The organism is Streptomyces sp. NPDC000941 (assembly GCF_053599555.1).
Map to the genome: position 1 here is coordinate 20,544 of NZ_JBSFMM010000055.1, position 26,059 is coordinate 46,602.

At 71.7% G+C, this 26,059-nt stretch carries 18 protein-coding genes and 1 pseudogene; 10 read left to right on the forward strand and 9 right to left on the reverse strand.

Features of this window, described 5'->3' with window-relative positions:
• Positions 1-20: 20 nt before the first annotated feature.
• From ACWDSL_RS19625 to ACWDSL_RS19635, 3 genes are all read right to left on the reverse strand, one after another.
• Complete coding sequence (locus ACWDSL_RS19625) at positions 21-872, reverse strand: TIGR03619 family F420-dependent LLM class oxidoreductase (protein WP_450486986.1); 852 nt, start codon at positions 870-872, stop codon at positions 21-23.
• A gap of 1,157 nt (positions 873-2,029) precedes the next feature.
• Positions 2,030-4,951 carry a BTAD domain-containing putative transcriptional regulator gene (locus ACWDSL_RS19630; RefSeq protein ID WP_450486988.1) on the reverse strand — a complete coding sequence of 974 codons (2,922 nt, stop codon included), beginning with the start codon at positions 4,949-4,951 and terminating at the stop codon, positions 2,030-2,032.
• A 128-nt stretch (positions 4,952-5,079) separates the two neighbouring features.
• Complete coding sequence (locus ACWDSL_RS19635) at positions 5,080-7,800, reverse strand: ATP-binding protein (protein ID WP_450486990.1); 2,721 nt, start codon at positions 7,798-7,800, stop codon at positions 5,080-5,082.
• Between the two features lie 156 nt (positions 7,801-7,956).
• On the opposite strand from ACWDSL_RS19635, the gene ACWDSL_RS19640 reads away from it, so the two are divergent.
• The 7 genes and pseudogenes from ACWDSL_RS19640 to ACWDSL_RS19670 form a co-directional block, all read left to right on the forward strand.
• Positions 7,957-9,183: an amidohydrolase family protein gene (locus ACWDSL_RS19640; protein ID WP_450486992.1), complete on the forward strand. Its 1,227-nt coding sequence runs from the start codon at positions 7,957-7,959 to the stop codon at positions 9,181-9,183.
• A gap of 94 nt (positions 9,184-9,277) precedes the next feature.
• A complete protein-coding gene (locus ACWDSL_RS19645) occupies positions 9,278-9,667 on the forward strand; it encodes a hypothetical protein (RefSeq protein ID WP_450486994.1) in 390 nt (129 codons plus the stop codon).
• Positions 9,668-9,791: 124 nt separating this feature from the next.
• Positions 9,792-10,754: a TIGR03619 family F420-dependent LLM class oxidoreductase gene (locus tag ACWDSL_RS19650; RefSeq protein WP_450486995.1), complete on the forward strand. Its 963-nt coding sequence runs from the start codon at positions 9,792-9,794 to the stop codon at positions 10,752-10,754.
• A gap of 13 nt (positions 10,755-10,767) precedes the next feature.
• Positions 10,768-11,550 carry an SDR family NAD(P)-dependent oxidoreductase gene (locus ACWDSL_RS19655; RefSeq protein ID WP_450486997.1) on the forward strand — a complete coding sequence of 261 codons (783 nt, stop codon included), beginning with the start codon at positions 10,768-10,770 and terminating at the stop codon, positions 11,548-11,550.
• A gap of 114 nt (positions 11,551-11,664) precedes the next feature.
• Entirely contained in the window at positions 11,665-12,792 is a 1,128-nt protein-coding gene (locus tag ACWDSL_RS19660) for an LLM class flavin-dependent oxidoreductase (protein ID WP_450486999.1), read from the forward strand.
• A 48-nt stretch (positions 12,793-12,840) separates the two neighbouring features.
• Positions 12,841-14,580 (forward strand): N-acyl-D-amino-acid deacylase family protein, encoded by a 1,740-nt coding sequence (locus tag ACWDSL_RS19665; RefSeq protein ID WP_450487001.1) that lies wholly within the window; start codon positions 12,841-12,843, stop codon positions 14,578-14,580.
• Positions 14,581-14,889: 309 nt separating this feature from the next.
• Positions 14,890-15,636 (forward strand): annotated as a pseudogene (locus tag ACWDSL_RS19670) (SDR family oxidoreductase); the annotation flags it as partial.
• A 212-nt stretch (positions 15,637-15,848) separates the two neighbouring features.
• Here ACWDSL_RS19670 and ACWDSL_RS19675 read toward each other — a convergent pair.
• Positions 15,849-17,384, reverse strand: a complete 1,536-nt coding sequence (locus ACWDSL_RS19675; RefSeq protein ID WP_450487003.1) for a CehA/McbA family metallohydrolase — start codon at positions 17,382-17,384, stop codon at positions 15,849-15,851.
• A 190-nt stretch (positions 17,385-17,574) separates the two neighbouring features.
• On the opposite strand from ACWDSL_RS19675, the gene ACWDSL_RS19680 reads away from it, so the two are divergent.
• On the forward strand, positions 17,575-20,178 hold the full coding sequence (locus tag ACWDSL_RS19680) for a bifunctional FO biosynthesis protein CofGH (protein WP_450487004.1): 2,604 nt from the start codon (positions 17,575-17,577) through the stop codon (positions 20,176-20,178).
• On the opposite strand, the gene ACWDSL_RS19685 is transcribed toward ACWDSL_RS19680, so the two are convergent.
• The 5 genes from ACWDSL_RS19685 to ACWDSL_RS19705 all read right to left on the reverse strand — a co-directional run bounded on the left by ACWDSL_RS19685 (position 20,175) and on the right by ACWDSL_RS19705 (position 23,599).
• On the reverse strand, positions 20,175-20,903 hold the full coding sequence (locus ACWDSL_RS19685; RefSeq protein ID WP_450487006.1) for a type 1 glutamine amidotransferase: 729 nt from the start codon (positions 20,901-20,903) through the stop codon (positions 20,175-20,177). The genes ACWDSL_RS19680 and ACWDSL_RS19685 overlap by 4 nt on opposite strands.
• Positions 20,900-21,094, reverse strand: a complete 195-nt coding sequence (locus ACWDSL_RS19690) for a hypothetical protein (protein ID WP_450487008.1) — start codon at positions 21,092-21,094, stop codon at positions 20,900-20,902. Before ACWDSL_RS19690 ends, ACWDSL_RS19685 begins: the two co-directional genes overlap by 4 nt.
• Positions 21,095-21,232: 138 nt before the next feature.
• Entirely contained in the window at positions 21,233-22,126 is an 894-nt protein-coding gene (locus ACWDSL_RS19695) for a Vgb family protein (protein WP_450487010.1), read from the reverse strand.
• Between the two features lie 109 nt (positions 22,127-22,235).
• A complete protein-coding gene (locus ACWDSL_RS19700; RefSeq protein ID WP_450487012.1) occupies positions 22,236-22,976 on the reverse strand; it encodes a Clp protease N-terminal domain-containing protein in 741 nt (246 codons plus the stop codon).
• A 59-nt stretch (positions 22,977-23,035) separates the two neighbouring features.
• Positions 23,036-23,599 carry a hypothetical protein gene (locus ACWDSL_RS19705; RefSeq protein WP_450487013.1) on the reverse strand — a complete coding sequence of 188 codons (564 nt, stop codon included), beginning with the start codon at positions 23,597-23,599 and terminating at the stop codon, positions 23,036-23,038.
• A 166-nt stretch (positions 23,600-23,765) separates the two neighbouring features.
• Between ACWDSL_RS19705 and ACWDSL_RS19710 the strand changes: the two genes are divergently transcribed.
• Together ACWDSL_RS19710 and ACWDSL_RS19715 are read left to right on the forward strand one after the other, a co-directional pair.
• A complete protein-coding gene (locus ACWDSL_RS19710) occupies positions 23,766-24,650 on the forward strand; it encodes an NAD(P)-dependent oxidoreductase (protein ID WP_450487015.1) in 885 nt (294 codons plus the stop codon).
• A gap of 245 nt (positions 24,651-24,895) precedes the next feature.
• Complete coding sequence (locus tag ACWDSL_RS19715) at positions 24,896-26,020, forward strand: ADP-ribosylglycohydrolase family protein (RefSeq protein ID WP_450487017.1); 1,125 nt, start codon at positions 24,896-24,898, stop codon at positions 26,018-26,020.
• The last annotated feature ends 39 nt before the right edge of the window (positions 26,021-26,059 follow it).

Sequence of the window (26,059 nt, forward strand, 5' to 3'; positions counted from 1 at the left end):
TCGTGCCCGATTCCCCCCGCTCAAGCCCGGTCGCCCTGGCCCACGGCCTCGGCCAGCGCCCGCATCCGCCGAAGGAAGCCGTCGCCCTCCGGGGATCCGAACCACACGGCCAGATGGTCCGCCTCAACGGCCCGCCACGCCTCCACCTCCTCGCGCACCTCCTCGCGCGTCTTCCCGGTATCGCGCCCGTCGTCGTCCCACCCGATCCGCGCCCCCGCGCGGATCTCCCGCCCGCCGCTCAGCTCCCGCAGCCTCGCCCGGTGCCCGGCGAACTCCCGCGGGTCCAGCCCCACCCCCTGCCACCAGTCGCCGACCTGCGCGGTCCGGCGCAGCGCGGCGTTCGAATTGCCGCCGATGAGGAACGGCACGGGGTGCTCGGGTACGGGCTGGAAGACGGCGCGCTCGTCGAAGGAGTGGAACGCGTCCTCGTACGGCCCGCCGCCGCTCTCGTGCAGCTGCCGGATCAGCCGCAGCGCGCTGGTCGTCCGGGCGCCCCGGGTCGCGAAGTCCGCCCCGGCGGCGTCGAACTCGTACTCCTCCCACCCGGCCCCCACCCCCAGCACGAACCGGCCGCCGCTCACCCGTGCCAGCGTCGCCGCCTGCCGGGCGACGAGCAGCGGGTCGCGCAGCGGCAGGATGAGGACGGAGGTGCCGAGGGTGACCCTGCGGGTGACCGCCGCGAGATACGCGAGCGCGGTCAGCGGCTCGTAGACGCCGCCGTACTTCTCCGGTCCGTACGGGCCGGGCGGCAGCAGATGGTCGGGCAGCCAGATGCCGTCGTATCCAAGGCGCTCGGCCTCCTGGGCGAGGGCGGCCAGCTCGTGGATGTCGGTCGCGGGCGACTCGGCGGGCAGGATGACGTGGAGTTGCACGGCGGGGCTCCTTGGTGCGCGGGGCGGCCGGTGCGGCGGCCCTTCGGATCCTTTGTAGGGCCTGACATCAATGCGAGGGTCAATGTGCGGGCCAACGCGGGGGCCAATGTGCGGGTCAATACGCGGGAACGCGAAGAGGCCGGGCTCTCCGCCCGGCCCCTTCAGGTGAGGAATACCCCTCCGCCCCTACCTCGGGTGCACGTTGGGGAAGTGGCCCTCATCGGTCGTCGTGGCGCCGGCGGCGACGTACTCACCGGAGCTTGTGCCCACGAGAGGGAGATGACTGTCGTCTGCAATTGCGAATGCCGTCGACTGGGTCGCGACGCCAAGTGGGATGGCTATTGCAATGGCCAAGGCTGCAAAGGCATTTCTGGTGCGAGTCATTCCGGTTCCTCCGGCTGGGGGCGGGTTATATATTTTGTATTGCAAACGCGCCAATCATGGGTACATTTGTTCGGCCATGTGGCTCGAAATGGCCGAAGCCTGGCCGGAAGGCGGTGCCTGGGCATGCGGAAGGGGGCCGATGCCGACGGCCTCCCCTCCGTGCCGTCGACATCGGCCCCCCGCGGTGTGCTACCTCATGGCTGGATGGGTGGCGAGTGCTCTCTTACCGCGAGCCACCCGAAGGGGCGTGGCCCTCGCTCATCGTGCTGATCTCACCCTCGTCACCAGCCTCCTTGCTCGCGGCGGGAGGGGCCGGTGCGTGGCCCTCCCCCGCGATGAGGGGGGTGGGCACCGGTGCGTGACCTTCCCCCAAGGTGACCGGAGGGGCCGGTGCGTGGCCCTCTCCGGCAATGAGAGGGGTGGGCACCGGCGGGTGACCTTCCCCCTTGACCGCGGGAGGGGCCGGTGCGTGGCCCTCTCCGGCGATCACGGGGTTGGGTGGCGCCGGCGGATGACCCTCCATGGGGCGGTAGGCGTCGGATTCTGGCTTCTTGCTCTCACTCATACATTCCACTCCATCGGATGTAAGCCGTGGGGACTGCGGCGCCCGGCCGGCGACTCCCCCGTGGGTCGCCGGACGGGCGCCAACAGGGCCGCCCACCTTAACGGTGTGTACTTACAACCGATCCGCCTGCCCCCCGCGGGGACGGATCGACTGACATACAGAGTTCCGGACGGCGATAAACGAATGATGAACGAGCAGCCGTGAGGCGTTATGCGGCCACGGTGGGGGCCAGCAACTCACGTACCTCGTCGGCCTCGGAGGCCCCGAGCCGCTCGTGGAGGGACAGCGCCTCACGCCAGCAGGCCTGTGCGCGCCCGCCCTGACCCAGATTCATCAGCGCCTTGCCGAGCAGGGTCAGTACGATGGCGCGCCGCCACTCGCCGCCGAAGCCGCGCAGAGCGAGTGCCTGCTCGGCGTGCTGAGCCGCCGAAGCCGAGTTGTCCAGGGCCAAGCGGACCTCGGCCAGCCGCTGGTGAGTCATGGCTTCCCACAGCGGCTGTCGGCTCTCACGGAAGAGGGCCAGGGCTTCGCTGAACTCGTCGATCGCTTGGGCGGGTTGAGCCGCCCCGGCGAGGGCGAGTCCCAGCGAGTACTTCCCGTTGGCCAGGCGCAGGGTACGCCCCAGGCTCGCGTAGATCTCGGTCCCTTGCCGTGCCAGCTCGACGGCGTTCGCCGTACGACCCATCTCCACGTACACACGCGACAGGCCGCACAGTGCGCTGGCTTCGCAGGGGGCGTCGTGCATGGCTCGGTATGTCTCGATCGCCTGGAGAAAGTGGGTCTCGGCGTCACCGAAACGCTTCTGACCGAGTGCGACGATGCCGCGCTCGGTCAGGGCCCGGCCCACGGGCACCCTGTCCTCCGCGGCGTTACCCAGCATCAGGGCACGCTGAGCTTCCGCGTCGGCCTCGTTGAGCCTGTTGGCCAGCTCGAGCACCTTGGCGAGCAGGAATCGGGCGCGCCCGCCCGCGTGCGGGTCTCCGGCCGCGTCGGCGGCTTTGCTGATGGCGGAGGCGACCGCTTCGAACCGCGCCGAGTTGGCTCCGGACTCGGCGAGGTCGACGGCGGCCGCCAAGAGGTCGGCGGCCCGGCGCAGGCTCGTGCCGGAGGCAGCCTGCTGGGCGCAGGCCAGCAGGCAGTCGGACTCGGTGAAGAGCCAGTCGAGCGCGGCGTCCTGGTGTGCGAAGTCGAGCCCGGCCTGCTCGGTCGGGGACAGGTGGTCGACCAGCCGGTCGCCCGGCCGTTCCAGCGCGTACACCCGCGCGGCCGTGGCGAGATAGAAGTCCAGCAGCCGCGACATCGCAGCCTCGCCGTCCGCAACCGACTGGTCCCGCTCCGCACAGTCACGCGCGTAGAGGCGTACGAGATCGTGGTAGCGGTAGCGCCCAGGGGCGGCGGACTCCAGGAGTGAGGTGTCGACGAGGGCCTCGAGGAGCTCCTCGGTGTCGAAGGCGTCCATGTCGAGGACGGCGGCGGCCGCCGCGAGTGAGATGTCGGGTCCGTCGGCGAGCCCCAGCAGCCGGAACGCCCGCGCCTGCTGTGGCTCCAACTGCCCATAGCCCAGCCGGAAGGTGGCCCTGACCGCCAGGTCGCCCGCCCGCAGCTCGTCCAGTCGGCGCCGCTCGTTGCCGAGCTTGTGGGCCAGGGTCGTGACGGTCCAGGTGCGGCGCGCGGCGAGCCGGGATGCGGCGATGCGGATGGCCAGCGGCAGGAAGCCGCACGCGGCCACCACGTCCATGGCCGCGTCCCGCTCGGCGGCGACCCGCTCCTCGCCCACGATGCGGGTGAAGAGGACCAGGGCCTCCTCGGGGCTCATGACGTCCAGGTCGACCAGGTGGGCGCTCTCCAGGTCGACCATGCGGATACGGCTGGTGATCAGCGCGGCGCAGCCCTCCGTGCCGGGCAGCAGCGGCCGCACTTGCGCGGCGTCCCGGGCGTTGTCCAGCAGCGTCAGCACGCGTCGGTTGTCCAGCGTGGAGCGGTAGAGCGCGGCGCGCTCCTCGACGCCGTCGGGGATGGCCGTGTCCGGGACGCCCAGGGCGCGCAGGAAGGCTCCCAGGACGGCTTCCGGTTCGGCGGGCACGGGCCCAGCGCCCTGGAGATCGACGTACAGTTGGCCGTCCGGGAAGTTGTGGCGGGCCGCGTGCGCGACATGGACCGCCAGTGTCGTCTTGCCGACGCCGCCGATGCCCGCGACCGCTGACACGGCCATGACATGCCCCTCCGCCGTGGCGAGCTGGTCGCTCAGTTCCTTGACGAAGGAGACGCGCCCCGTGAAGTCCGCGACCGTCGCGGGCAGCTGGGCCGGGCGTACGAAGACGAGGCCGCCGGACGCCCGGGCATCCACGGGGGCGGCCAGTTCGGCATCGGCCTGCAGAATGCGCTGATGCAGCTCGGACAGCTCCGCGCAGGGGTCCACACCGAGGTCTTCGGCCAGCAGCTCCCGGGTGTCCTTGTACACGGCCAGCGCCTCGGCCTGCCGCCCGCTGCGGTAGAGCGCCAGCATCAACAGCTCACGCAGCCGCTCCCGGAGCGGGTGGGTGGCGGTGAGGGCGGTGAGCTCGGAGACCACGTCCATGTGATGGCCGAGTTCCAGGTCGAGATCGAGCCCGGTCTCGATGAGAACGAGACGCCACTCCGACAGCCGGGTGCGCTGGGTGTCCGCATACGGGCCGGGCACGTTGGCCAACGGCTCGCCGTCCCAGAGGGCCAGCGCCTGGCCGATCAGTTCACGCGCCCGGACCGCGTCCCCGGAGTTACGCGCCTTCTCCGCCTCCGCGGCCAGGCTCTCGGCCACATCGGTGTCCAGCGCGCCAGTGCCCACCTGGACGGCGTAGCCCCCCGACTCGCTGACCAGGACATCGGAGTGCGGGGCGAAGGCCTTGCGGAGCCGGGAGGCGTAGGTGCGCAGCGCCGAGACGGCCGCTTCCGGAGGGTCCTCGCCCCATACCGCGTCCACCAACTCCGGCGCGGTCGCCGTGCGTCCGCCGCGCAGCAGCAGGGCGGCGAGCAAGGCTTTCTGCTGTGGTGAGCCCGTGCTGAGCGGTTCCTCGTCCCGCCAGGCCCGTACCGGTCCGAGCACGGTGAAGCGGAAGGGCTGCTCCTGCCCTCGCCTCTTCTCGCCGGCCATGGTCTCCCCCTGCCTATGCCTCCCAGTTGCACGGGCCAGTTTGCCCTGTCGATGCCCCTTACGTCAGTAGGGGCAGGGCGTCTCCACAAGGCCTGCCAGAGTTGACAACGGGAAAAACTGGCGAAGCGTCAGGTCGCGGGATCGGTTTCGGACAGGTGGCCGGTGCCCTGGAGGGGGCCTGGGTGGCCGAGAATGGGATGTCGATTTATCTGGATTCCGGGTGTCGTGGCCGACAATCGGCGGACCTCCTCGGGCGCCGCGGAGTTGAGGCGTTCTCGGATGGCCGCCGCCTCGCGCCAGGACTCCTGTGCCCGGGCCTGCTGCCCCAGTGCCATCAAGGCCTTGCCGTGCACGGTGAGAAAGGACAGGCGGCGCCACTCACCGCCGAGGCCGCCCAGAGCGAGCGACCGCTCGGCGTGCATCACCGCCTTGGCGGGGCGATTCGCGGCCAGATGGGTTTCGGCCAGGCGAAAATGAGTCATCCCCTCCCACAGAGGTTGACGCGCCTCCCTGAAGGTGCCAAGGGCCTGGTTGAGGTGGGCAAGGGCCTCGTCCAGGCGGCCGACGCTCGTCAGCGTTATCCCGAGCGTGTACATCGCGTTGGCGAGCCGCAGGGGGGCGCCGAGCCGCCGGTAGATGGAGACGCTCTGCTCGGCCAGGTTCACGCCGGTCCGGGTGCGGCCGCGGTGCACATGGAGGCGGGCCAGGTTGGACAGGGCGCTCGCCTCTCCTGCCTCGTTGCCTTCCGCGCGGAAGGCGGCGAGCGCCTGGCTCATGAACGTCTCGGCGTCCTCGTACCGCTCCTGGCTGTAGGCGACGATGCCGAGCTGGTTGGTGGCTCGGCTGGCGACCACCGGGTCGTCGGGGGCCAGCTCCAGGGCGCGCCGCAACTCTCGGTCGGCCTCGGCGAAGCGACCGGCGAAGCTGTACAGATGTCCCAGCGCGGAACGCGCGCGGGCCTCGGTCCGGAAGTCCTTCGCGGTGTGGGCGGCATCGCTGATCGACCGGGCCGCCGTCTCGTACTGAGGCGATCTGGCTCCGGACTCGGCGAGGTCGAGCGCGGCCATCAGCAGATCGGCGGCGCGGCGGCGGGTGCTTGCGCCGGTGCCCTGCAGCGCGCAGGTGATCAGGCCGTCGGCCTCGGAGAACAGCCAGTCCAGCGCCGCTCCCGAGGAGCCGAAGCGCAGTCCTGGATGGTCGGTGACCTGGAAATGGCTGACCGTTCTGTCCCCTGGGCGCTCCAGCGCGTACACCTGGGCCGCCGTGGCCAGGTAGAAGTCCAGCAGTCTCGACAGCGCGGCCTCCCGCTCGGCCGTCGGCCGGATGTCCCGCTCCGCGCACGCCCGCGCGTACAGCCGCACCAGGTCGTGGAAGCGGTAGCGCCCCGGCACGGTGGGCTCCAGGAGCGAGATGTCCACGAGGGAGGCGAGGAGCTCGGCGGCGCTCTCGTCGTCCAGATCGAGGACGGCCGCGGCCGCCGGAAGCGAGATGTCGGGCCCGTCGGCCAGCCCCAGCAGCCGGAACGCCCGCGCCTGCTGCGGCTCCAGCTGCCCGTAGCCCAGCTCGAAACTCGCCTTGACCGCCAGGTCCCCGGCCCGCAGCTCGTCCAGCCGCCGACGCTCGTCGGCAAGCTTGCGGGCGAGGACGGAGACCGTCCAGGTGCGCCGGGAGGCGAGCCGGCAGGCCGCTATACGGATCGCGAGCGGCAGGAAGCCGCAGGACGCGAGGACGTCCATGACCTCGTCGCGCTCGACGCTCGCCCGCTCCTCGCCGACGATGCGGGCGAAGAGGGCGAACGCCTCCGCCGGGCTCATCACGTCCAGGTCGACGAGGTGGGAGCCTTCCAGACCGGCCATGTTGGTCCGGCTGGTGATCAGCGCGGCGCAGCCGCCCGTGTCATCGCCCGGGAGGAGCGGGAGGATCTGGGCGGCGTCGCGCGCATTGTCCAGCAGGATCAGGGCCCGCCGGCTCTTCAGGGCCGAGCGGTAGAGCGCGGCGCGCTCCTCGGCGCCGTCCGGGATGGCGGCGTCGGGGGTGCCGAGGGAGCGCAGGAAGGCCCCGAGCGCCGCTTCCGGCTCGGCGGGGGAGGGGCCCGCGCCGCGGAGGTCGATATAGAGCTGGCCGTCGGGGAAGTGGCGGCGGGCGGCGTGGGCGACATGGACGGCCAGAGCCGTCTTGCCGATTCCTCCGGTGCCGGCGATGGCGAGTACGGCCTGCCCACCGCCGCCGACGGTCAGCAGCTCGCTCAGCTGCCGTACGGCGTCGGCGCGGCCCGTGAAGTCGGCAACCGCGGCGGGCAGCTGGGCGGGGCGCACGACGGAGGCACCGGTGAGGGGGTGGTCGTGGAGCGCGGTCGGTTCGGCGAGCTCGGCGTCGGTGTGCGGAGTGGGTTGTCGGGGGCCGGAGTCGGCGTCATGAGTGGCGGCGCCAGTGGAGTCGGCGGCGCCAGTGGAGTCGGCGGCGCCCCTGGAGTCGGCGGTGTCCGGGGTCGCGGTGGCGGTGGTCGCAGCGGCTGGGGTCGCGGCGGCTGTGGTCTCGGTGCCCGGTGTCGCGGTGGCTGTGGTCGCAGTGTCCGGGGCCGCGGTGTCCGGAGTCGCGGTGTCCAGGGCCGCGGTGTCCGGGGCCGCAAGGCCGGAGACCGTGCTGCCGGGGACGGTGACATCGCCCCCGGAGTCGCCCCCTGAGGCGCCCCGGCGCTCCGTGACGATCTTGGTGCCGCCGCTCCTTTCCCACTCCAGTTCGATCCGGGCCTCGGAGAGGGCAAGAGCCGCCTCCTCGTCGCGCCAGGTGCCCTCGGGTCCTGACGCGGTGCAACCCTCCCGATCCCCAAGCCGCTTGTTGCCGACCATGGTGCCCCCCGCACGTACTTTTCCCTGCACGGCCAGTCTGCCCTGCCCCGGCTCATACGTCAGTAAAGAGTGCCGATTGCCCAGGGGCGCCCCTAGTCGCCACCAGGGCTGCACCATTAGCTGACGAACCGTCAGATCAGCGCTACCGTGGCAGACATGGAGAGCTTCCCGAAGATAATTTCGGTGGACGACCACACGGTCGAACCCCCTCACGTCTGGCGGGACCGCCTCCCGTCGAAGTACCGAGACATCGCCCCGCGCGTCGTCCGGGCGCCCCTGAAGGAGATGACCTTCGTCGGCGGCAAGTTCGCCCCGAAGATGGGCGCCCCCGGCGACGACGGCCCGATCGCGGACTGGTGGGTGTACGAGGACCTGCACCGGCCGCTCACCCGCCTCGACACCGCCGTCGGATACAACAGGGACGAGGTGAAACTCGAGGCCATCACCTACGAGCAGATGCGGCCGGGCTCCTACTCCGTGCCCGACCGGCTCGCGGACATGGACGTCAACCACGTCCAGTCCGCCCTCTGCTTCCCGACCTTCCCGCGCTTCTGCGGGCAGACCTTCACCGAGGCCAAGGACCATGAGCTCGGCCTGCTGGCGCTGCGCGCGTACAACGACTGGATGGTGGAGGAGTGGTGCGGGCCCGAGGCGCAGGGGCGGCTGATTCCGCTCACCCTCATCCCGCTGTGGGACGCCGAGCTGGCCGCCGCCGAGGTGCGCCGCAATGCCGCGCGCGGGGTGCGGGCCGTCTGCTTCTCCGAGATTCCGCCGAACCTGGGGCTGCCGTCGGTCCACACCGACGCCTGGGACCCCTTCTTCGCGGCCTGCGACGAGACCGGGACGGTCGTCGCCATGCATATCGGCTCGTCCTCCCGTATGCCCTCGACCTCGGCGGACGCGCCCCCGGCGGTCGGCTCCACGATCACCTTCGCCAACTGCTGCTTCTCGATGGTCGACTGGCTGATGAGCGGCAAACTGGACCGGTTCCCCGACCTGAAGATCATGTACGCCGAGGGCCAGATCGGCTGGATCCCGTACATCCTCGAGCGCGCGAACGTGGTCTGGGAGGAGAACCGCGGCTGGGGCGGGGTGGCGGACAAGGTGCTGCGGCCGCCGTCCGAGCTGTTCGCGGAGCATGTGTACGGGTGCTTCTTCGACGACGCCTTCGGGCTGCGGAACCTGGACGCCATCGGGGTCGGCAACGTCCTGTACGAGACGGACTACCCGCACTCCGACTCGACCTGGCCCAAGTCGCGCGAGGTCGGCGAGGCCCAGATGGGCCATCTGCCGCGGGACGTCGTGGAGCGGATCGTGCGCGGCAACGCGATCGAGCTGCTGGGGCTCACGGAGGACGGCCTCTGGGCCGGGCCCGGGGCCTGAGCGCAGGCTGCGGGTGGGCGGGATCTCCCCCGCCCCCGCCCACCCGCGACACCCCGTGATCCCTTCCCCCGGCCGCCTCGGTAGCGTGCCCGCCATGGCGATGACCGTACGGCCCCTCGACGGCGACCTGGTGGACCGGATGATCGAGCTCGCGGACCTGCCGTGGAGCCTCGAGGCGTACGAGGACGCCTTCGTGCGCAACGGCTGGCACGTCACGGGGGAGGACGGTGAGGCCGTCATCGGCCCCGACTGCCGGCCGGACGCCTCCCGCGAGGACTTCCAGGCGGAGTACGAGCGCGCCGCGCGGCTGCTGCGCGAACGGCTCGGCGAGCCGCTGCCCGAGGGGATCGTCAAGCCGGACGACGCCGACCAGTGCCTGGTCTGGGAGCGGGGCGGGTCCTGGGTGATTCTGCTGATGGGCACCGAGTGGATCTCGTACGGGGCGTACGACCAGGTGGCGATCGAGGTGCGTCCGAAGATCTGAGGCAGGGCGCCGGGGCGGGGCCGAAGAACTGAGGCCGGGGCGCCCGCCCTCTTGTCTGATGGACCGTCAGATACGACTATGGCGGTCCGTCAGTAACGCGGTCGACCGCGAAGGAGGCGGCGGCGTGCGCATCCTGCCCCAAGGGCGGCTGAGCTACGGAATCCAGCTTCCGATCCAGTCGCAATCCACCATCTACGCCGAGTCGTGGGAAGTGCGGGCCGGCCCCGCCGATCTCGTCGAGATCGCCCGCGCCGCCGACCGGCTCGGCTTCGCATACATCGCGGTGTGCGACCACGTCGCGATCCCCAGACGGCTGGCCCAGGCGATGGGCACCGTCTGGTACGACCCGGTGGCCACCCTCGCCTATCTGGCCGCCGCCACCGAGCGGGTGCGGCTGCTCAGCCATGTCGCGGTCGCCGCGCTGCGGCATCCGCTGCTGACCGCCAAGCAGTACGCCACGCTCGACCACCTCAGCGGCGGGCGGCTGATCCTGGGAGTCGGGGCCGGGCACGTACGGGAGGAGTTCGAGGCGCTGGGCGTGGACTTCGCCGCACGCGGCGCCCTGCTGGACGAGACGATCGACGCGCTGAAGGCCGCGCTGGGGCCGGAGGAGTTCCCCGAGTTCGGCGGCGAGCGGTTCGCGTTCAGCGGGCTCGGGCAGGCCCCGCGCCCCGTACAGGCCCCGCGGCCGCCGATCTGGGTGGGCGGGTCCTCGGCCGCCGCGGTGCGCCGGGCGGCGGTGCGCGGGGACGGCTGGCTGCCGCAGGGCGATCCGCGGGACCGGCTGCCCGGGCAGCTCGCCCGGCTGCGGGAGCTGCGCGAACGGGCCGCCCGGCACGATCCGGGCTGTGCGGAGCCCGCCGAGATCGGGGCCATCGCGGAGCCCCTGTACGTGGGCGCCCCCGGCTGGGAGGTCGGCCGGCGGACGCTGACCGGCGAACCGGACCGGCTCGCCGAGTCGCTGCGGGCGTACGCGGCGATGGGGGTGGACCAGATCCAGGTGCGGTTCCGCTGTCGCGACCGGGCCGAGCTGATCGACCAGATGGCGGCCTTCGGCACCGATGTCGCTCCGCACCTCAATGACTGATCAGGAGGAAGGCATGGGCAAGCTGGACGGGCGGGTCGTCATCATCACGGGTGCGGCGCGTGGACAGGGCGAGCAGGAGGCGCGGCTGTTCGTCGCCGAGGGCGCGCGGGTGCTGCTCGGCGATGTGCTGGACGAGCAGGGCGAAGCGCTCGCCAAGGAGCTGGGGGAGGCGGCCCGGTACATCCACCTGGACGTGGGGCGGGAGGAGGACTGGGCCGCCGCCGTCTCGGCCGCCAAGGACTCCTTCGGCAAGGTCGACGGGCTGGTCAACAACGCGGGCATCCTGCGCTTCAACGAGCTGGTCGCCACCCCGCTGGAGGAGTATCTGGCGGTCGTCCAGGTCAACCAGGTCGGGGCGTTCCTCGGGATGCGGACGGTGGCGCCGGAGCTGGAGGCGGCCGGCGGCGGGACGATCGTGAACACCGCCTCGTATGTGGCGCTGTCCGGCATGGCCTTCCTGACCTCGTACGCCGCGACCAAGGCCGCTGTCGTCGGGATGACGCGGGTGGCCGCGATGGAGCTGGCTCCCAAGGGGGTCCGGGTGAACGCGATGTGCCCCGGGGCGATCGACACCCCGATGACCAACCCCGCTCAGCTCGACCCCGGGGCGGACCTGGCCGAGGCGTCGGCGGCGGTGGACGAGCTCTACAAGAAGTTGGTGCCGCAGGGGCGGATCGGGCGGCCGGAGGAGGTCGCCCGGCTGGCGCTGTTCCTGTCCTCGGACGACTCCTCGTACATCACCGGTCAGCCGTTCGTCGTGGACGGCGGATGGCTGGCAGGGGTCTCGGTCTTTTAGGCGCGGCCCTATAGGTCGGCCCTTGACGGTCAAACCTCGTGGTGTCAGAGTCAATCAGAATCTGACGGAGCGTCAGATAGTCTGCACGATAGAACACTGAGGCGGTGACCCTCCATGGAATTCGGACTCTTTGTGCAGGGATATGTGCCCAGGAGTCGGCAGGAGGCCGACCCGGAGGCGGAGCACCACGCATTGATCGAGGAGACCGAGTACGTCATCCAGGCGGACCGGTCGGGCTTCAAGTACGCGTGGGCCTCCGAGCACCATTTCCTGGAGGAGTACTCCCACCTGTCGGCCAACGACGTCTTCCTCGGCTACCTCGCGCACGCCACCGAGCGGATCCACCTGGGCTCCGGGATCTTCAACCCGCTGCCCCAGGTCAACCACCCCGTCAAGGTCGCCGAGAAGGTCGCCATGCTCGACCACCTCTCCGGCGGCCGCTTCGAGTTCGGCTCGGGGCGCGGGGCGGGCAGCCACGAAATCCTCGGGTTCCTGCCGGGGGTGACCGATATGAACCACACCAAGGAGATCTGGGAAGAGACGATCGCCGAGTTCCCCAAGATGTGGCTGCAGGACGAGTACCAGGGCTTCACGGGCACGCACTGGACGCTGCCGCCGCGCAAGGTGCTGCCGAAGCCGTACGGGGCCTCGCATCCGGCCATGTGGTACGCGGCCGGGTCACCCTCCTCGTACGCGATGGCGGGGAAGAAGGGGCTCGGCGTGCTCGGCTTCTCCATCCAGAAGGTCTCGGACATGGAGTGGGTCCTCGACTCGTACAAGAACGCCGTCAAGGAGGCCGAACCGGTCGGCGGCTTCGTCAACGACAACGTGATGGTGACGTCCACGGCGATCTGCGCGGAGACCCACGCCAAGGCGGTCGAGATCGCGGTGGGCGGCGGGCTCAACTATCTGCAGTCGCTGCTGTTCCGCTACCACGACACGTTCCCGCGGCCGGAGGGCATTCCGGAGTGGCCCGAACTGCTGCCGGAGTACACCGAGGAGATCATCGAGCTGCTGATCGCCGAGGAGCTGATGATCTGCGGCGACCCGGACGAGGTCTTCCAGCAGTGCAAGCGGTGGGAGCAGGCGGGCGCCGACCAGCTGTCCTTCGGGCTGCCGATCGGGATCAGCAGCGAGGACACCATGAACACGATCAAGCTGATCGGCGAGCACGTCATCCCGAAGATCGACACCGACCCGGTGCACCGTACGACCCGCTTCCGCCAGGCGGCCGGCGACTGAACACGACCCGCCACGAGGAGCAGAACCGAGCGTGAAGGGAGAACCACCGTGCTCGACCACCTCATACGCGCCGCGACCGTCGTGGACGGCACCGGCGCCCCCGCCCATGTCGCCGACGTCGGCCTGCGGGACGGGCGCATCGCGGTCATCGCCGAGCCCGGCACCGTGACCGAGCAGGCCCGGAGCGTCGAGGACGCGACCGGTCTCGTGCTCGCGCCCGGGTTCGTCGACCCGCATACGCACTACGACGCGCAGCTGTTCTGGGACCCGTACGCCACCCCCTCCCTGAACCACGGCGTGACCACCGTCGCGGGCGGCAACTGCGGCTTCACGCTCGCGCCGCTCAACCCGGAGCGGCCCGAGGACGCCGACTACACCCGGCGGATGATGAGCAAGGTCGAGGGCATGTCGCTGGTGGCGCTCGAGGAGGGAGCGCCATGGAACTGGCACACCTTCGGCGAGTACCTGGACGCGCTGGACGGGCGGATCGCGGTCAACGCGGGCTTCATGGTGGGGCACTGCGCGCTGCGCCGCCATGTGATGGGCCCCGACGCGATCGGCGGGCAGCCCACGGCCGCGCAGATGGACGAGATGCTGCGGCTCCTCCACGCGGCCATGGACGCCGGCGCCTGGGGGCTCTCCACCACCCAGTCCTCCACCCACTCGGACGGCGACCGCAAGCCGGTGGCCTCCCGCCACGCCCGGCCCGAGGAGCTGATCGCGCTGTCGCGGGCGGTCGGTGAACACGAGGGGACGCAGATCGAGGCGATCGTCGCGGGCTGTCTCGACCGGTTCTCGGACGACGAGATCGATCTGTTCGTGGAGATGACCACGGTCTCCGGGCGGCCGCTGAACTGGAACGTCCTCACGATCGACGCCGCCGTGCCGGAGCGGGTGCCGCGGCAGTTGGAGGCGAGCGAGCGGGCCCGTGAGGCGGGCGGCCGGATCGTCGCGCTGACCATGCCGATCCTCACCCCCATGAACATGTCGCTGGGCACCTTCTGCGCGCTCAACCTCATCCCCGGGTGGGGCGACATCCTCGGGCTGCCGGTCCCCGAGCGGATCGCGACCCTCCGCGACCCCGCCGTACGGGAAGAGATGCTGCGCCGCGCGCACAGCCCCGAGGCCGGGGTCTTCCGGCGGCTGACCAACTTCGAGCGGTACGTCATCGGCGACACCTACTCCGCGGCCAACGCCGGGCTGACCGGGCGCGTCGTACGGGACATCGCCGCCGAGCGCGGGACGGACGCCTTCGCCTGCCTGGTGGAGATCTGCGCCGCCGACGAGCTCCGTACGGTGCTGTGGCCGATGCCGACCGACAACGACCCGGCCAGCTGGGAGCTGCGGCAGCAGACCTGGGAGCATCCGGATGTTTTGCTCGGCGGCTCGGACGCCGGGGCACACCTGGACCGGATGTGCGGCGCGCCGTACACCACCCGCTTCCTGGGGGACTGTCTGCGCGGGCGGAAGCTGGTCGGCCTGGAGCGTGCGGTGCGGATGCTCACCGACGATCCGGCCCGGCTGTTCGGCCTGCGGGAGCGCGGCCGCGTGGCCGAGGGCTACCACGCGGACCTGGTGCTCTTCGACCCCGAACGGATCGACGCGGGCCAGGCGAAGCTGGTGCACGACCTGCCGGGGGACAGCCCGCGGCTGGACTCGCGGGCGATCGGCGTCGTGAGCGTACGGGTGGGCGGCGTCGAGACCATCCGGGACGACCAGGTCACGGGGGCGCTTCCGGGTGTGGTGCTGCGGTCGGGGCGCGACACGGAGACGGTGAGTACGAGGTGAGCGCGAGGTGAGTACGACGAGGTGAGCGCGGGCTGGGCGCGAGAGGGTGACGCGGCGGTGAGCGCTACGGGCGGGCCGGGCGACGCTACGGGCGAGCCGGACGGCGCTTCGGGCGGGCCGGACAACAGCACCGGCAGTCGGGGCAGCGCTACCCGCGGGCCCGGCGGCCCTGCCGGGGCCACCACGCCGGAGGGCGGGCCCGTCGGCGGGCGGGCCGACGCCGCGGGGCGTGCGGACCCCGCGGGGCGGGCCGACGCCGCGGGGCGGGCCGACGCCGCAGGGCCCGCCGACCCCGCAAGGCGTGCCGCCCTCGCAGGCCGTGCTGCCCTGGTCACGGGCGCCTCCCGCGGGATCGGCCTCGCCGTGGCGGAGGCGCTGGCGGAGGCCGGGGTGGCGGTGTGTGTCACGGCGCGCGACCCGGATGGGCTGGCCGACGCCGTACGCCGCCTGGGCCCGCGAGCCATCGCGTGCGCGGGCGACGTAGCGGACCCGGCCCACCTCGACGAGGCCGTATCCCGCGCCCTTTCCGCATTCGGCCGCCTCGACATCCTGGTCAACAACGCCGCCACCAACGCCCCGCTCGGCCCGCTGATGGACGCGGACCCGCTCGTCTGGCGGACGGCCTTCACGGTCAACGTGGAGGCCCCGCTCCGCCTGACCCAGGCGGCCTGGCGCGGCTGGATGCGCGACCACGGCGGCGCGATCGTCAACATCTGCACCGAGGGCACCCACGGCGTCGGTCCCGGCATCGGCGCCTACGGCGCGAGCAAGACCGCCCTCCTCCGCCTCACCCGCCAACTTGCGGCCGAACTGGCCCCGTCCGTCCGCGTCAACGCGGTCTCCCCGGGGCTGGTACGCACCGAGATGGCCCGCTTCGTCTGGGAGGCTGACGAACCCGCACTCGCCGCTGCCCTTCCCCTCGGCCGCATCGGTGAACCGGACGACGTGGCGCGGGCGGTCCGCTGGCTGGTCTCGGACGAGGCGTCCTGGATCACCGGCACCGACCTGGTGGTGGACGGCGGCCGACGCGTCCGCGCGGCGCTCCGCCCCGCTTGACGCGTGACGGCCGCGCGAGAGGGGGGACCGCGACGCCCAAGCCGACCGCCGGCGCCTCGCCGAGCGGCACCCCGAGCCCTTCGGCCACCGGGGGCCTCGCCAAGACCAGGTCGTGGCCGTAGCCCGGAGGCGGGCCGGGGTGTCCCGGTGTCAGCCGCATCCGCGCGGCAGTGCCCGGTTGCCCCCGGCCCGCTCCCAAGGCAACGCTCGCGTTACCGCTCGCCCAGCCAGATCGGGTTCGTCATCGCCGCCATCCGGCCCGGTACCCCGGACGCTCCGCCGTCCGCCGGGGCGTAGCGCACCTCGGCCCGTACATACGCCGCGTAGGACGCCGTCGTACGCCACTCCGCGGTGCCGGACCCGGAGTCGGGGATCGCCGTGCCGTACAGCTGGCCCTGGTCGGTGATGAGCCGGATGGTGCAGCCCGAGCCGACGCCGGAGACCTTCAGCCGGACCGTCACCTCGTCCTGCCGGCCGACCTTCAGCCGCTCGCCGATGCCCGCGTGCTGCCCGCGGCCGCCGACCGCCTCGAAGGAGAGGCCGATCGCCGAGGACTCCGCGATCCAGCAGCGCCCGGCCCGTATGCCGTCCTGGATCGCCGTACGCGACAGATCGTCGGCGAGCACCACCGTCTGCGGCAATCCGACGACCTGGGGCTCGCGGTGCGCGTCGCTGTGGCCCACGGCCGGGAGCCAGCGGCCGTCGCCGCGGGCGGCGGCCACCAGCGTGTTGTCCCACTCCTGGACCGTGACCTCGTCGTCCGGGGTGAAGTCCGCGTTCCACACCTCGACCGCGTCCGCGTCGTTGAACCCGAACTTCCAGTTGCAGCCGACGCAGGTGCCGTGCGGATGGGCCGGGATGACCAGGCCGCCCGCCTGCCGGATCTTGCGGGCGTACTTCCCGAAGGCGTTGTCCCGGGCGCGGTAGCGCCAGTCGATGAAGACGCCCGGGTCGGTGCCGAGGGCCACCACATGGCCATTGCGCGTGGTGACCTCTTCGCCGGTGAGGATCAGCAGGTCATCGCCCCACAGCCCCTCCCAGGCCGGATGCGAGGACGTGGTGTTGTGCTCGGTGGTGGTGATGAAGTCGAGCCCGGCGGCCCGGGCGGCGGCGGCCACCTCGGCCGGGGTGCGCTTGCCGTCGGAGTGGATCGTGTGCAGATGGGAGTCGCCCCGGTACCAGGCCCGGCCGCGCCCCTTGGCCCGCTGCGGCGGGTAAACCGGCTTCGGCGTCTCGCCCGGCTCGCCGAACCGCAGCGTGACGGTGACCTTGTAGTCGAGCCCCTGCGGAGCCACCGTGTAGGGACCGAGCACGATGTGCCAGGTGCCCGCCTTCACCGGCCCCGCCAGATACGCGGGCGTCGCCTGCTCGGCGCTGATCGCGAACTCGGTGCGGGCGCCGCCCGACCAGCCGCGGAAGCCGCGCCCGCCGAGGTCCGTGCCGCGCTCGTCGAAGATGCCGATGTCGCAGGCGTTTCCCTGGGTGCCGGCCGGGACCGTCGGCCTGTCGTACGAGTACGAGACGGCGATCTCGCGGACACCGCGCGGAACTTCCACCGGCAGATAGACGAAGTCGGGCGATCCGGTGGGCAGATGGCCCGTGACCGTCTTCGTCTGCTCGCTGCCGGACCCGCCGGTGCCCCCGCCGCCGTCGCGCTCCTCCGCCTGGGCGAAGGTCACCGGATCGAGTGTCAGCACGCCCGCCGCACCCGCAAGGGCGGAGAGCCTGAGTACGTCGCGTCGCTGCATGAGTGCCCCCTGTGGCCGTCGTGGCGTCCGTCACCAGCGCTCACACCGTTGTACGCGGGAGTGACACGCACGGAAAGGCCTGTGGATAACTCTATGGCCGTGAGGGAACATGCGCGCGGCCGTCCACGCGCCCCGGGCCCACCTTGTGGGGCGGTCTGGCGGTGTCACATACCCCTCGTATGCTCGGAGAATGACCACGAGCGCGCAGGGATCCGAGCCGTCCGCCCAGGCTGCCCCCACCCCCAACGCCATGCGCCGCGCGCTCAAACGCGCCCGCGACGGCGTGGCGCTGGACGCCGCCGAGGCGGCCGTGCTGCTCCAGGCACGCGGGGCGGATCTCGCCGATCTGACGGCCTCCGCGGCCCGGGTCCGTGACGCGGGCCTGGCGGCCGCGGGCCGCGCCGGGGTCATCACCTACTCGCGCAGCGTCTTCATCCCGCTGACCCGGCTGTGCCGGGACAAGTGTCACTACTGCACCTTCGTCACCGTCCCCGGCAAGCTGCGCCGCGCCGGCCACGGGATGTTCATGTCCCCCGACGAAGTCCTCGCCATCGCCCGGCGCGGGGCCGAACTGGGCTGCAAGGAAGCGCTCATCACCCTCGGCGACCGCCCCGAGGACCGCTGGCCCGAGGCCCGTGAGTGGCTGGAGGCCGAGGGCTACGACGACACCATCGCGTACGTACGGGCCATCTCGATCCGCATCCTGGAGGAGACCGGGCTGCTGCCGCATCTCAACCCCGGCGCCATGACCTGGACGGACTTCCAGCGGCTCAAGCCCGTCGCCCCCTCCATGGGGATGATGCTGGAGACCACCGCCGAGCGGCTGTGGAGCGAGCCCGGCGGTCCGCACTACGGCTCCCCGGACAAGGAGCCCGCCGTGCGGCTGCGCGTCCTGGAGGACGCCGGGCGCAGCTCCGTCCCCTTCACCAGCGGGCTGCTGATCGGGATCGGGGAGAGCTACGAGGAGCGCGCGGACTCGCTGTTCGCGCTGCGCCGTGTCGCGCGCGCCTACCACGGCATCCAGGAAGTCATCATCCAGAACTTCCGCGCCAAGCCGGACACGGCGATGCGCGGTATGCCGGACGCGGAGCTGGACGACCTCGTCGCCACCGTCGCCGTCGCCCGCCATATCCTCGGCCCCGCCGCCTGCATCCAGGCGCCGCCGAACCTGGTCGAGGGGGAGTACACACGGCTCATCGGCGCCGGTATCGACGACTGGGGCGGCGTCTCCCCGCTCACCATCGACCACGTCAACCCCGAGCGCCCCTGGCCGCAGGTGGACGAGCTCGCCGAGCACTCGGCCGCCGCCGGCTTCCGGCTGCGCGAACGGCTCGCGGTGTACCCCGAGTTCGTCCAGCGCGGCGAGCCCTGGCTCGACCCCCGGCTGCTGCCCCACGTCAGCGCCCTGGCCGATCCGGCCACCGGCCTGGCCCGCGAGGACGCGAGGCCGGTCGGCCTGCCCTGGCAGGAGCCCGACGAGGGCTTCACCGCCTCCGGCCGCACCGATCTGCACCGCACCATCGACACCGAGGGCCGCACCGGTGACCGCCGCGACGACTTCGACGAGGTGTACGGCGACTGGGAGGTGCTGCGCGAGGCGGCGGCGCCCGGAATGGCCCCCTCCCGTATCGACGCGGACGTCCGCGCCGCCCTGTCCGTCGCCGCCGACGACCCCACCCGGCTGACCGACCCCGAGGCGCTGGCCCTCCTCCACGCCGAAGGCCCGGCGCTGGACGCGCTGTGCCGGATCGCCGACGACCTGCGCCGCGCCACGGTCGGCGACGACGTCACGTACATCGTCACCCGCAACATCAACTTCACCAACGTCTGCTACACCGGCTGCCGCTTCTGCGCCTTCGCCCAGCGCCGCACCGACGCCGACGCCTACACCCTCTCGCTGTCCCAGGTGGCCGACCGCGCCCAGCAGGCGTGGGACGTCGGCGCGGTCGAGGTGTGCATGCAGGGCGGCATCCACCCGGACCTGCCCGGCACCGCCTACTTCGACATCGCGCGGGCGGTGAAGGAGCGCGTGCCGGGCATGCACGTCCACGCCTTCTCCCCGATGGAGGTCGTCAACGGCGCGACGCGCACCGGCCTGTCCATCCGCGAATGGCTGACCGCCGCGCGCGAGGCCGGTCTCGACACGATCCCCGGCACCGCCGCCGAGATCCTTGACGACGAGGTCCGCTGGATCCTCACCAAGGGCAAGCTGCCCACCGCCACCTGGGTCGAGGTCATCAGGACCGCCCATGAGGTGGGCATCCGGTCCTCCTCCACGATGATGTACGGCCATGTGGACCAGCCCCGCCACTGGCTGGGCCATCTGCGGCTGCTCGCCGAGATCCAGCAGGAGACGGGCGGCTTCACGGAGTTCGTGACCCTCCCCTTCATCCACACCAACGCCCCCGTCTACCTCGCCGGCATCGCCCGCCCCGGCCCGACCGCCCGCGACAACCGCGCCGTGACCGCCATGGCCCGGCTCCTGCTCCACCCGCATATCCCCAACATCCAGACCAGCTGGGTCAAGCTGGGCGCGGAGGGCGCGGCCGAGATGCTGCGCTCCGGCGCCAACGACCTGGGCGGCACCCTGATGGAGGAGACCATCTCCCGTATGGCGGGCTCGTCCTACGGCTCGTACCGCTCCATCCAGGACCTCGTCGCCATCGCCGAATCCGCCAGCCGCCCGGCCCGCCCCCGCACCACCACCTACGGCGAGGTCCCGGCCGACCGCCAGAGGGCGGCCCTGGCCTCGGACGGCCATCTGCCGGAGCTGCTGCCGGTGCTGGGCGACTAAGGGGTCGCACAGCCGCGTACGACGGCGGCGAAGTTGGCCGCGAGCCGGCGCGCGGCGTGTGTTGACGCGGGCTCGGCCGTCTGCGCCTCGGCGCGGAGGGCGGCCAGGTCAAGACCCTTCTCGGCCAGGGCCGCCTCGTCCCAGCCGTCGAGCCGGTCCGCGCCGGCCTCGGGATGGAACTGGACGCCCCAGGCACACTCCCCGACCCGGAACGCCTGCACCGGGCACGCGTCGCTCCGCGCCAGATGAGCCGAGCCGGGCGGGAGCCGCGTGATCTGGTCGCGGTGGTTCTGAATGGCCCGAAACCGCCGCGGCAGCCCGGCCAGCAGTCGGTCCTCTCCGGCCTCCGTACGCAACTCGACGGCGCACGAACCACGCTCCGGCACCCCGTACGACCCCTGCACCAGGCCGCCCTCCGCCACGGCCAACACCTGGGCCCCCAGACAGATCCCGAGCAACGGCACCCTCCCGGCCACTGCCCGGCGCGTGAGGTCGCGCTGCGCCGGCAGCCACGGCGCGTACGCGTCGTCGTCCGGCAGAAACCCGCCCCCGAGCAGCACCACGGCGTCGTACCCGGCCGGATCGGCCGGAGCCTCGGGGCCCGCCAGCTCTTCTACGGCCAGCCCCTCGTCGCGCAGCCAAGGCAGCAGCCGGCCCGGCCCGCTGCGCTCGGCGTTGCGGACGACCAGCACACGAGGTATCTCGGATGGGCTGGGTGCGCTCACGGCTCGTCCTTGGCTTCGCCTTCGTCCCGCAGGTCATCGGCCTCCGCGTCCAGCCGTCGCCGCTCCCACTCATTGAGGAACGGAATCAGCGCCCCGCAGTCCCGACACGCCCGCGCGAGATCGGCTTGAAACGTCGGCCGCGCCTTGAACGCCCCCGGACGGGGAAATTTCAGCCGCAGCCGCTTCTGCATCGAATCGGACGACATAAGCTCCCCGAGCGGACTCAGCCGACCGGACCCGCATATCGCACAACGCATGGCGGGAACGATACGCCCGGCCGCCCGCCCGTTCGGATCCCGGCGCGCGCGGACAGTGCGTCCTGCATGTCCTCAAGCCGCCAGCCGCGCGACCGCTCCCGTCTCAAGCGCCGCCCAGAGCGCACCGTCGGGACCCACCGTGATGCCGTGCGGTTCCGATGACGGTGACGGCAGGTCGTATTCCGTGATCTCGCCGGTCGCGGTGATATGGCCGATGCGGTTGGCTCCCCATTCGGTGAACCAGCAGTCCCCGGCGGAGGTCGCGACGATGGCGTGGGGTTTGGCCGTGCGGTCGGGGAGCGGGAACTCCTCGATTTCGCCGGCCACCGAGATCCTGCCGATCCGGCCCGCCGCGATTTCGACGAACCACAAGGCGGTGCCGTCACTGGTGATACCCACGGGGGCGGCGCCGGGGGTGGGCAGCGGGTGAAGGGCGATGTCGCCGTCGATGGTGATGCGGCCGATCGCGTGCGCCTGGTTGAGCGTGAACCACAGGGCTCCATCGGGGCCCGCGGTGATCGCCGAGGGGAAGGCGCCCGCTACGGGGAGGGTGAACTCGGTGATCTCTCCCTTGGTGGTGGCGCGGCCGATGCGGTCGGTGTTCATCTGGGTGAACCACAGCGCACCGTCCGGACCCGGGGTGATGCCGAAGGGGCCGCTGTCGGGCGTCGGCACGCGGAAGGATTCGGATTCGCCGTCGACCGTGATACGGCCGAGCCGGTGGTCCTGGGAGCGGGCGAACCACAGTGCGCCGTCGGGCCCCGGGGTGATGACCGTGGGGCGGCACTCGGGCGAGTCCAGGGGATATTCGGTGAGTTCGCCGTCAAGGGTGAGACGGGCGATGCGACCGCTGTGGACGAAGGTGATCCACAGGGCCCCGTCAGGGCCGGTCGTGATGCCGTAGGGGCCGGCCTCCTTGTCCGCCACGACGATCTCCGTGAGGGCCGGGACCTCAGAACGCTGCACAGCAACTCCTCTCGTACCGTGGCACCTTGTCCGCGACGGGTGAGAGGCGCAACTGCTTTTGCCGGCTCGGTTCAGAGCACGGAGTACTCGGCCCCCGGAGGCGGTGCGGTCAGTCCTGGGACTTGGCCTTCAGCACGGCGGCCAGTTCCTGGGCGAGGTGGGCCTCGGCGGCCGGCTTGTCGATGCCGAGGCCGGCCAGGATGCCCGCGCCGTCCTCGTACTCCAGGAGGGCGAGCAGGATGTGCTCGGTGCCGATGTAGTTGTGGCCGAGCCGCAGGGCCTCGCGGAAGGTGAGCTCCAGGACCTTGCGGGAGGCCGCGTCGTACGGGATGAGGTCGGGGACCTCGTCGGCCGCGGGGGGCAGGGCCGCGGTGGCGGCCTGGCGGACGGTGTCCAGGAGGACGTCCTGGGCGATGATCGCCTTCGCCGCGAGGGCTCCGGGCTGGCTGAGGAGGCCGAGCATCAGGTGCTCGGGGCGGATCTCGGGGTTGCGGGCGGCCTGGGCCTCGTTCATCGCGGCCATCACGACGTTCCTGGCCCGGGGGGTGTAGCGGCCGAAGGCCTGGTTGGGGTCGAGGGCGGACGGCTCGCCCGGGTCCTTGGGGACGAAGCGCTTCTGGGCCGCCTGCCGGGTGACGCCCATGCTCTGGCCGATCTCGCTCCAGGAGGCGCCCGAGCGGCGCGCCTGGTCGACGAAGTGGCCGATCAGGTGGTCGGCCACGTCGCCCAGGTGGTCCGCGGCGATGACCGCGTCGGAGAGCTGGTCGAGGGGCTGGGGGTGGACCTTCTTGATGACCTCGATCAGGTCGTCGAGGCGGACGGGAGTCGTCATGCCGACTGGATTCGTCATGAGGCAACCCTAGGTTGACACCCCTGGCGTGTCAACCAAAGGTTGACACCGGCGTGGCGTCACTCCTCGAAGTCCTGATAGCCGTACTCGGCGAGGCGATCCCCGGTCAGCAGTACGGCTTCGTCGTCCGGCCCCGCGAGCTCACCGATGAGCGATGGCACCGGGATGCGGTCCCAGTCGACCGAGACCTTGACCGTGTCGCCGAGGTCGTCCATGAACAACCGGTCGGCGAGGTTGTCCTCCTCGTCTTCTTCCTCGTCCTCGAAGTCTTCGTCCTCGTCGTCCTCGTCGTCCTCGTCGTCCTCGATGTCTCCCTTGTCATCTCGGAAGTCGTAGCCGACGGGTTCGCCCGGGCCCGTGAAGGTGACGTCCGGATAGCCCTCGACGGAGATGGTGATGAAGGGGTGGAGGTCTATGGACTCCGTCAGCTCCCCCTGCTGGTAGACGTCCAGCGTCAGGCGTGCGCCGTACCAGCACAGCAGGTACAGGTTGACTCCCTGGGCGAGGTCCGACGCCAGCTCGCGCTTCACCTCGTCCAGGGTGGCGGTGATGAAATGGGCGTCCCTGCGGGCTCCGCCCGGGTCCACGCCGAAGGCCAGATCGTAGAAGCTCTTGTCGAACATGCCGGCCAACGTAGCGGGGTGGCCGCGCACCCGCGTACCTCGGGGTAAGTACGCACTTTTTTGTGGGTACTTGAGTCCGGCCCCGGCGGATAACAGGATCGATGAGAGCCCAGCGCGCGCAGGCGATTTATCAAGGACTCGAAAGCAAGAAATAGGTGGTGCTGTCATGGCAGGTGAAAACCGAGCGCCGGTGACGGTCGTCGGTCTTGGCGCGATGGGTCAGGCGCTGGCCGGGGCGTTCCTGGCGGCGGGCCATCCCACGACCGTATGGAACCGCTCCGCGCACAAGGCCGATGCCCTCGTCGCCCGCGGAGCGGTGCGGGCGCGGACGCCCGCCGAGGCGGTGCAGGCCGGCGAGCTCGTGGTCGTATGCGTCGTGGACTACGAGGTGAGCCAGGCGATCCTCGAGCCGCTGGGGGCGGAGTTGGCGGGGCGGGCGCTGGTCAACCTCACCTCGGACACCCCGGAGCGGGCCCGCGAGGCCGCCGCGTGGGCGGCGGGCCGCGGTATCGACTACCTCGACGGGGCGATCATGGTGCCCACCCCGGTCATCGGTTCGCCGCAGGCCCTGCTTCTGTACAGCGGGTCGCGGTCGGTGTTCGAGGCGTATGAGACGACGCTGAAGGCGCTGGGCGGAAACAACCGCTATCTCGGCGCGGACCACGGGGTCGCGCCGCTGTACGACCTGGCGCTGCTCAATGTCTTCTATTCCAGCATGGCCGCCATGGTCCATTCCCTCGCTCTGGTGGGCGCGGACGGTGTCACGGCCAAGGAATTCCTGCCGTACATCAAGGAATTCTTCGCCCTGCTTCCCGCAATGGCGGACCAGGTCGCGGATGGTATCGACAACCGTGACTATCCGGGGGATCTGGGCAATCTGGCGATGGAGGCGGCGGGGGTCGACCACATCCTGGAGACGAGCGAGGCCCGGGGCCTGGACTCCGGACCGCTCGCGGCTGTCCGTGCCCTGATGGGGCGGGCGATCGCCGATGGGCGTGGTGGTGACGGCTTCGCGAGCGTCATCGAGGACATCAGGAAGCCTGCCGCCTAGCGGCACGCCCTGCCGTGTGGCCTGAGGAGGCCGGGTCCGGAAGTCCGGGCCCGGCCTCCTCTGCGTGCCGCGCCCCCACAGCCCCCTTCTGTTGGCTCGGTGTCTCGGAATGCGGCGATCCCGAGTGCCCTCCGTGTCGACGCCTTCACAATCATCGGCGGACTGAAGGCGATCATTCGGTGTCGATTACAGTGCGAAAGCCAGTCCAATGGCCGTACGTGCGTCGATGGGGAAGGGGCAACGTCGTGACGGCAACCGCCAGTGCGGCGACCGGCGTATGGGGCCGCGCCGAGCAGCAGGACTTCCGCAGCCGGGTGCGCGGCTGTGTGCTCGGCGGTGCGCTCGGGGACGCCCTGGGCGCCGCGGTCGAGTTCTCCTCGCTCGCCGACATCCGGGCGGAGCACGGTCCCGAGGGCGTCACCGACTTCCTCCCGGCGTACGGGCGGCGCGGCCGCGTCACCGACGACACCCAGATGACGCTCTTCACCGTGGACGGCCTGATCCGCGCCCAGGTGCGGCGCGACACCGGCGCCTGGCACCCGCCCACCGACATCCACGCCGCCCACCGCCGCTGGTACGCCACCCAGCGCGACTGGGGGCCCGACGAGCGGCGGACGGACGGGGGCTGGCTGGCCCGCGAGGAGTGGCTGTACGCCCAGCGGGCGCCCGGCCGGGCCTGTCTGACCGGGCTGGCCGACGAGACCATGGGCACCCTGGACAGCCCCAAGAACCCCGACTCCAAGGGGTGCGGCGCGGTCATGCGCTCGGCGCCCTTCGGGCTGCTGGTGGGCTGGGAGCCGCAGCTGGTCTTCCAACTGGCCATCGAGTGCGCGGCGCAGACCCACGGGCACCCCACCGGCTATCTGTCCGCCGGGGCCTTCGCCCTGATCGTGCACGGGCTCGCGCGCGGCGACGCGCTGGACGGGGCGGTGCAGCGGGCGCTGGCCCACCTGGCCACCCGGCCCGGCCACGAGGAGACCACCGACGCGCTGCGATACGCGCTCGGCGCCGTACGGCAGGGGCTGCCCACGCCCGAGCGGGTGGCGTCCCTGGGGGAGGGCTGGACCGGCGACGAGGCCCTGGCCATCGGGCTGTACTGCGCGCTGGTCGCCGAGGACGTGCACCACGGCCTGCTGCTCGCCGTCAACCACGGCGGGGACAGCGACTCCACGGCGGCGGTGTGCGGCAACCTCCTGGGCACGCTGCACGGCGAGACCGCGCTGCCGCCCGCGTGGCTGGCGGAGCTGGAGGGGCGCGGCACGATGCTGGAGCTGGCCGACGACTTCGCGATGGAGATGACGCAGGGCCCGGCCCTGCACGGCCCGGCGGCCTCCGCCCCCGCCTGGCTGGCCCGCTATCCCCGCACGTAGCCGTATCCCGGCACGTAGCCGTATCCCGGCCGGCGGCCC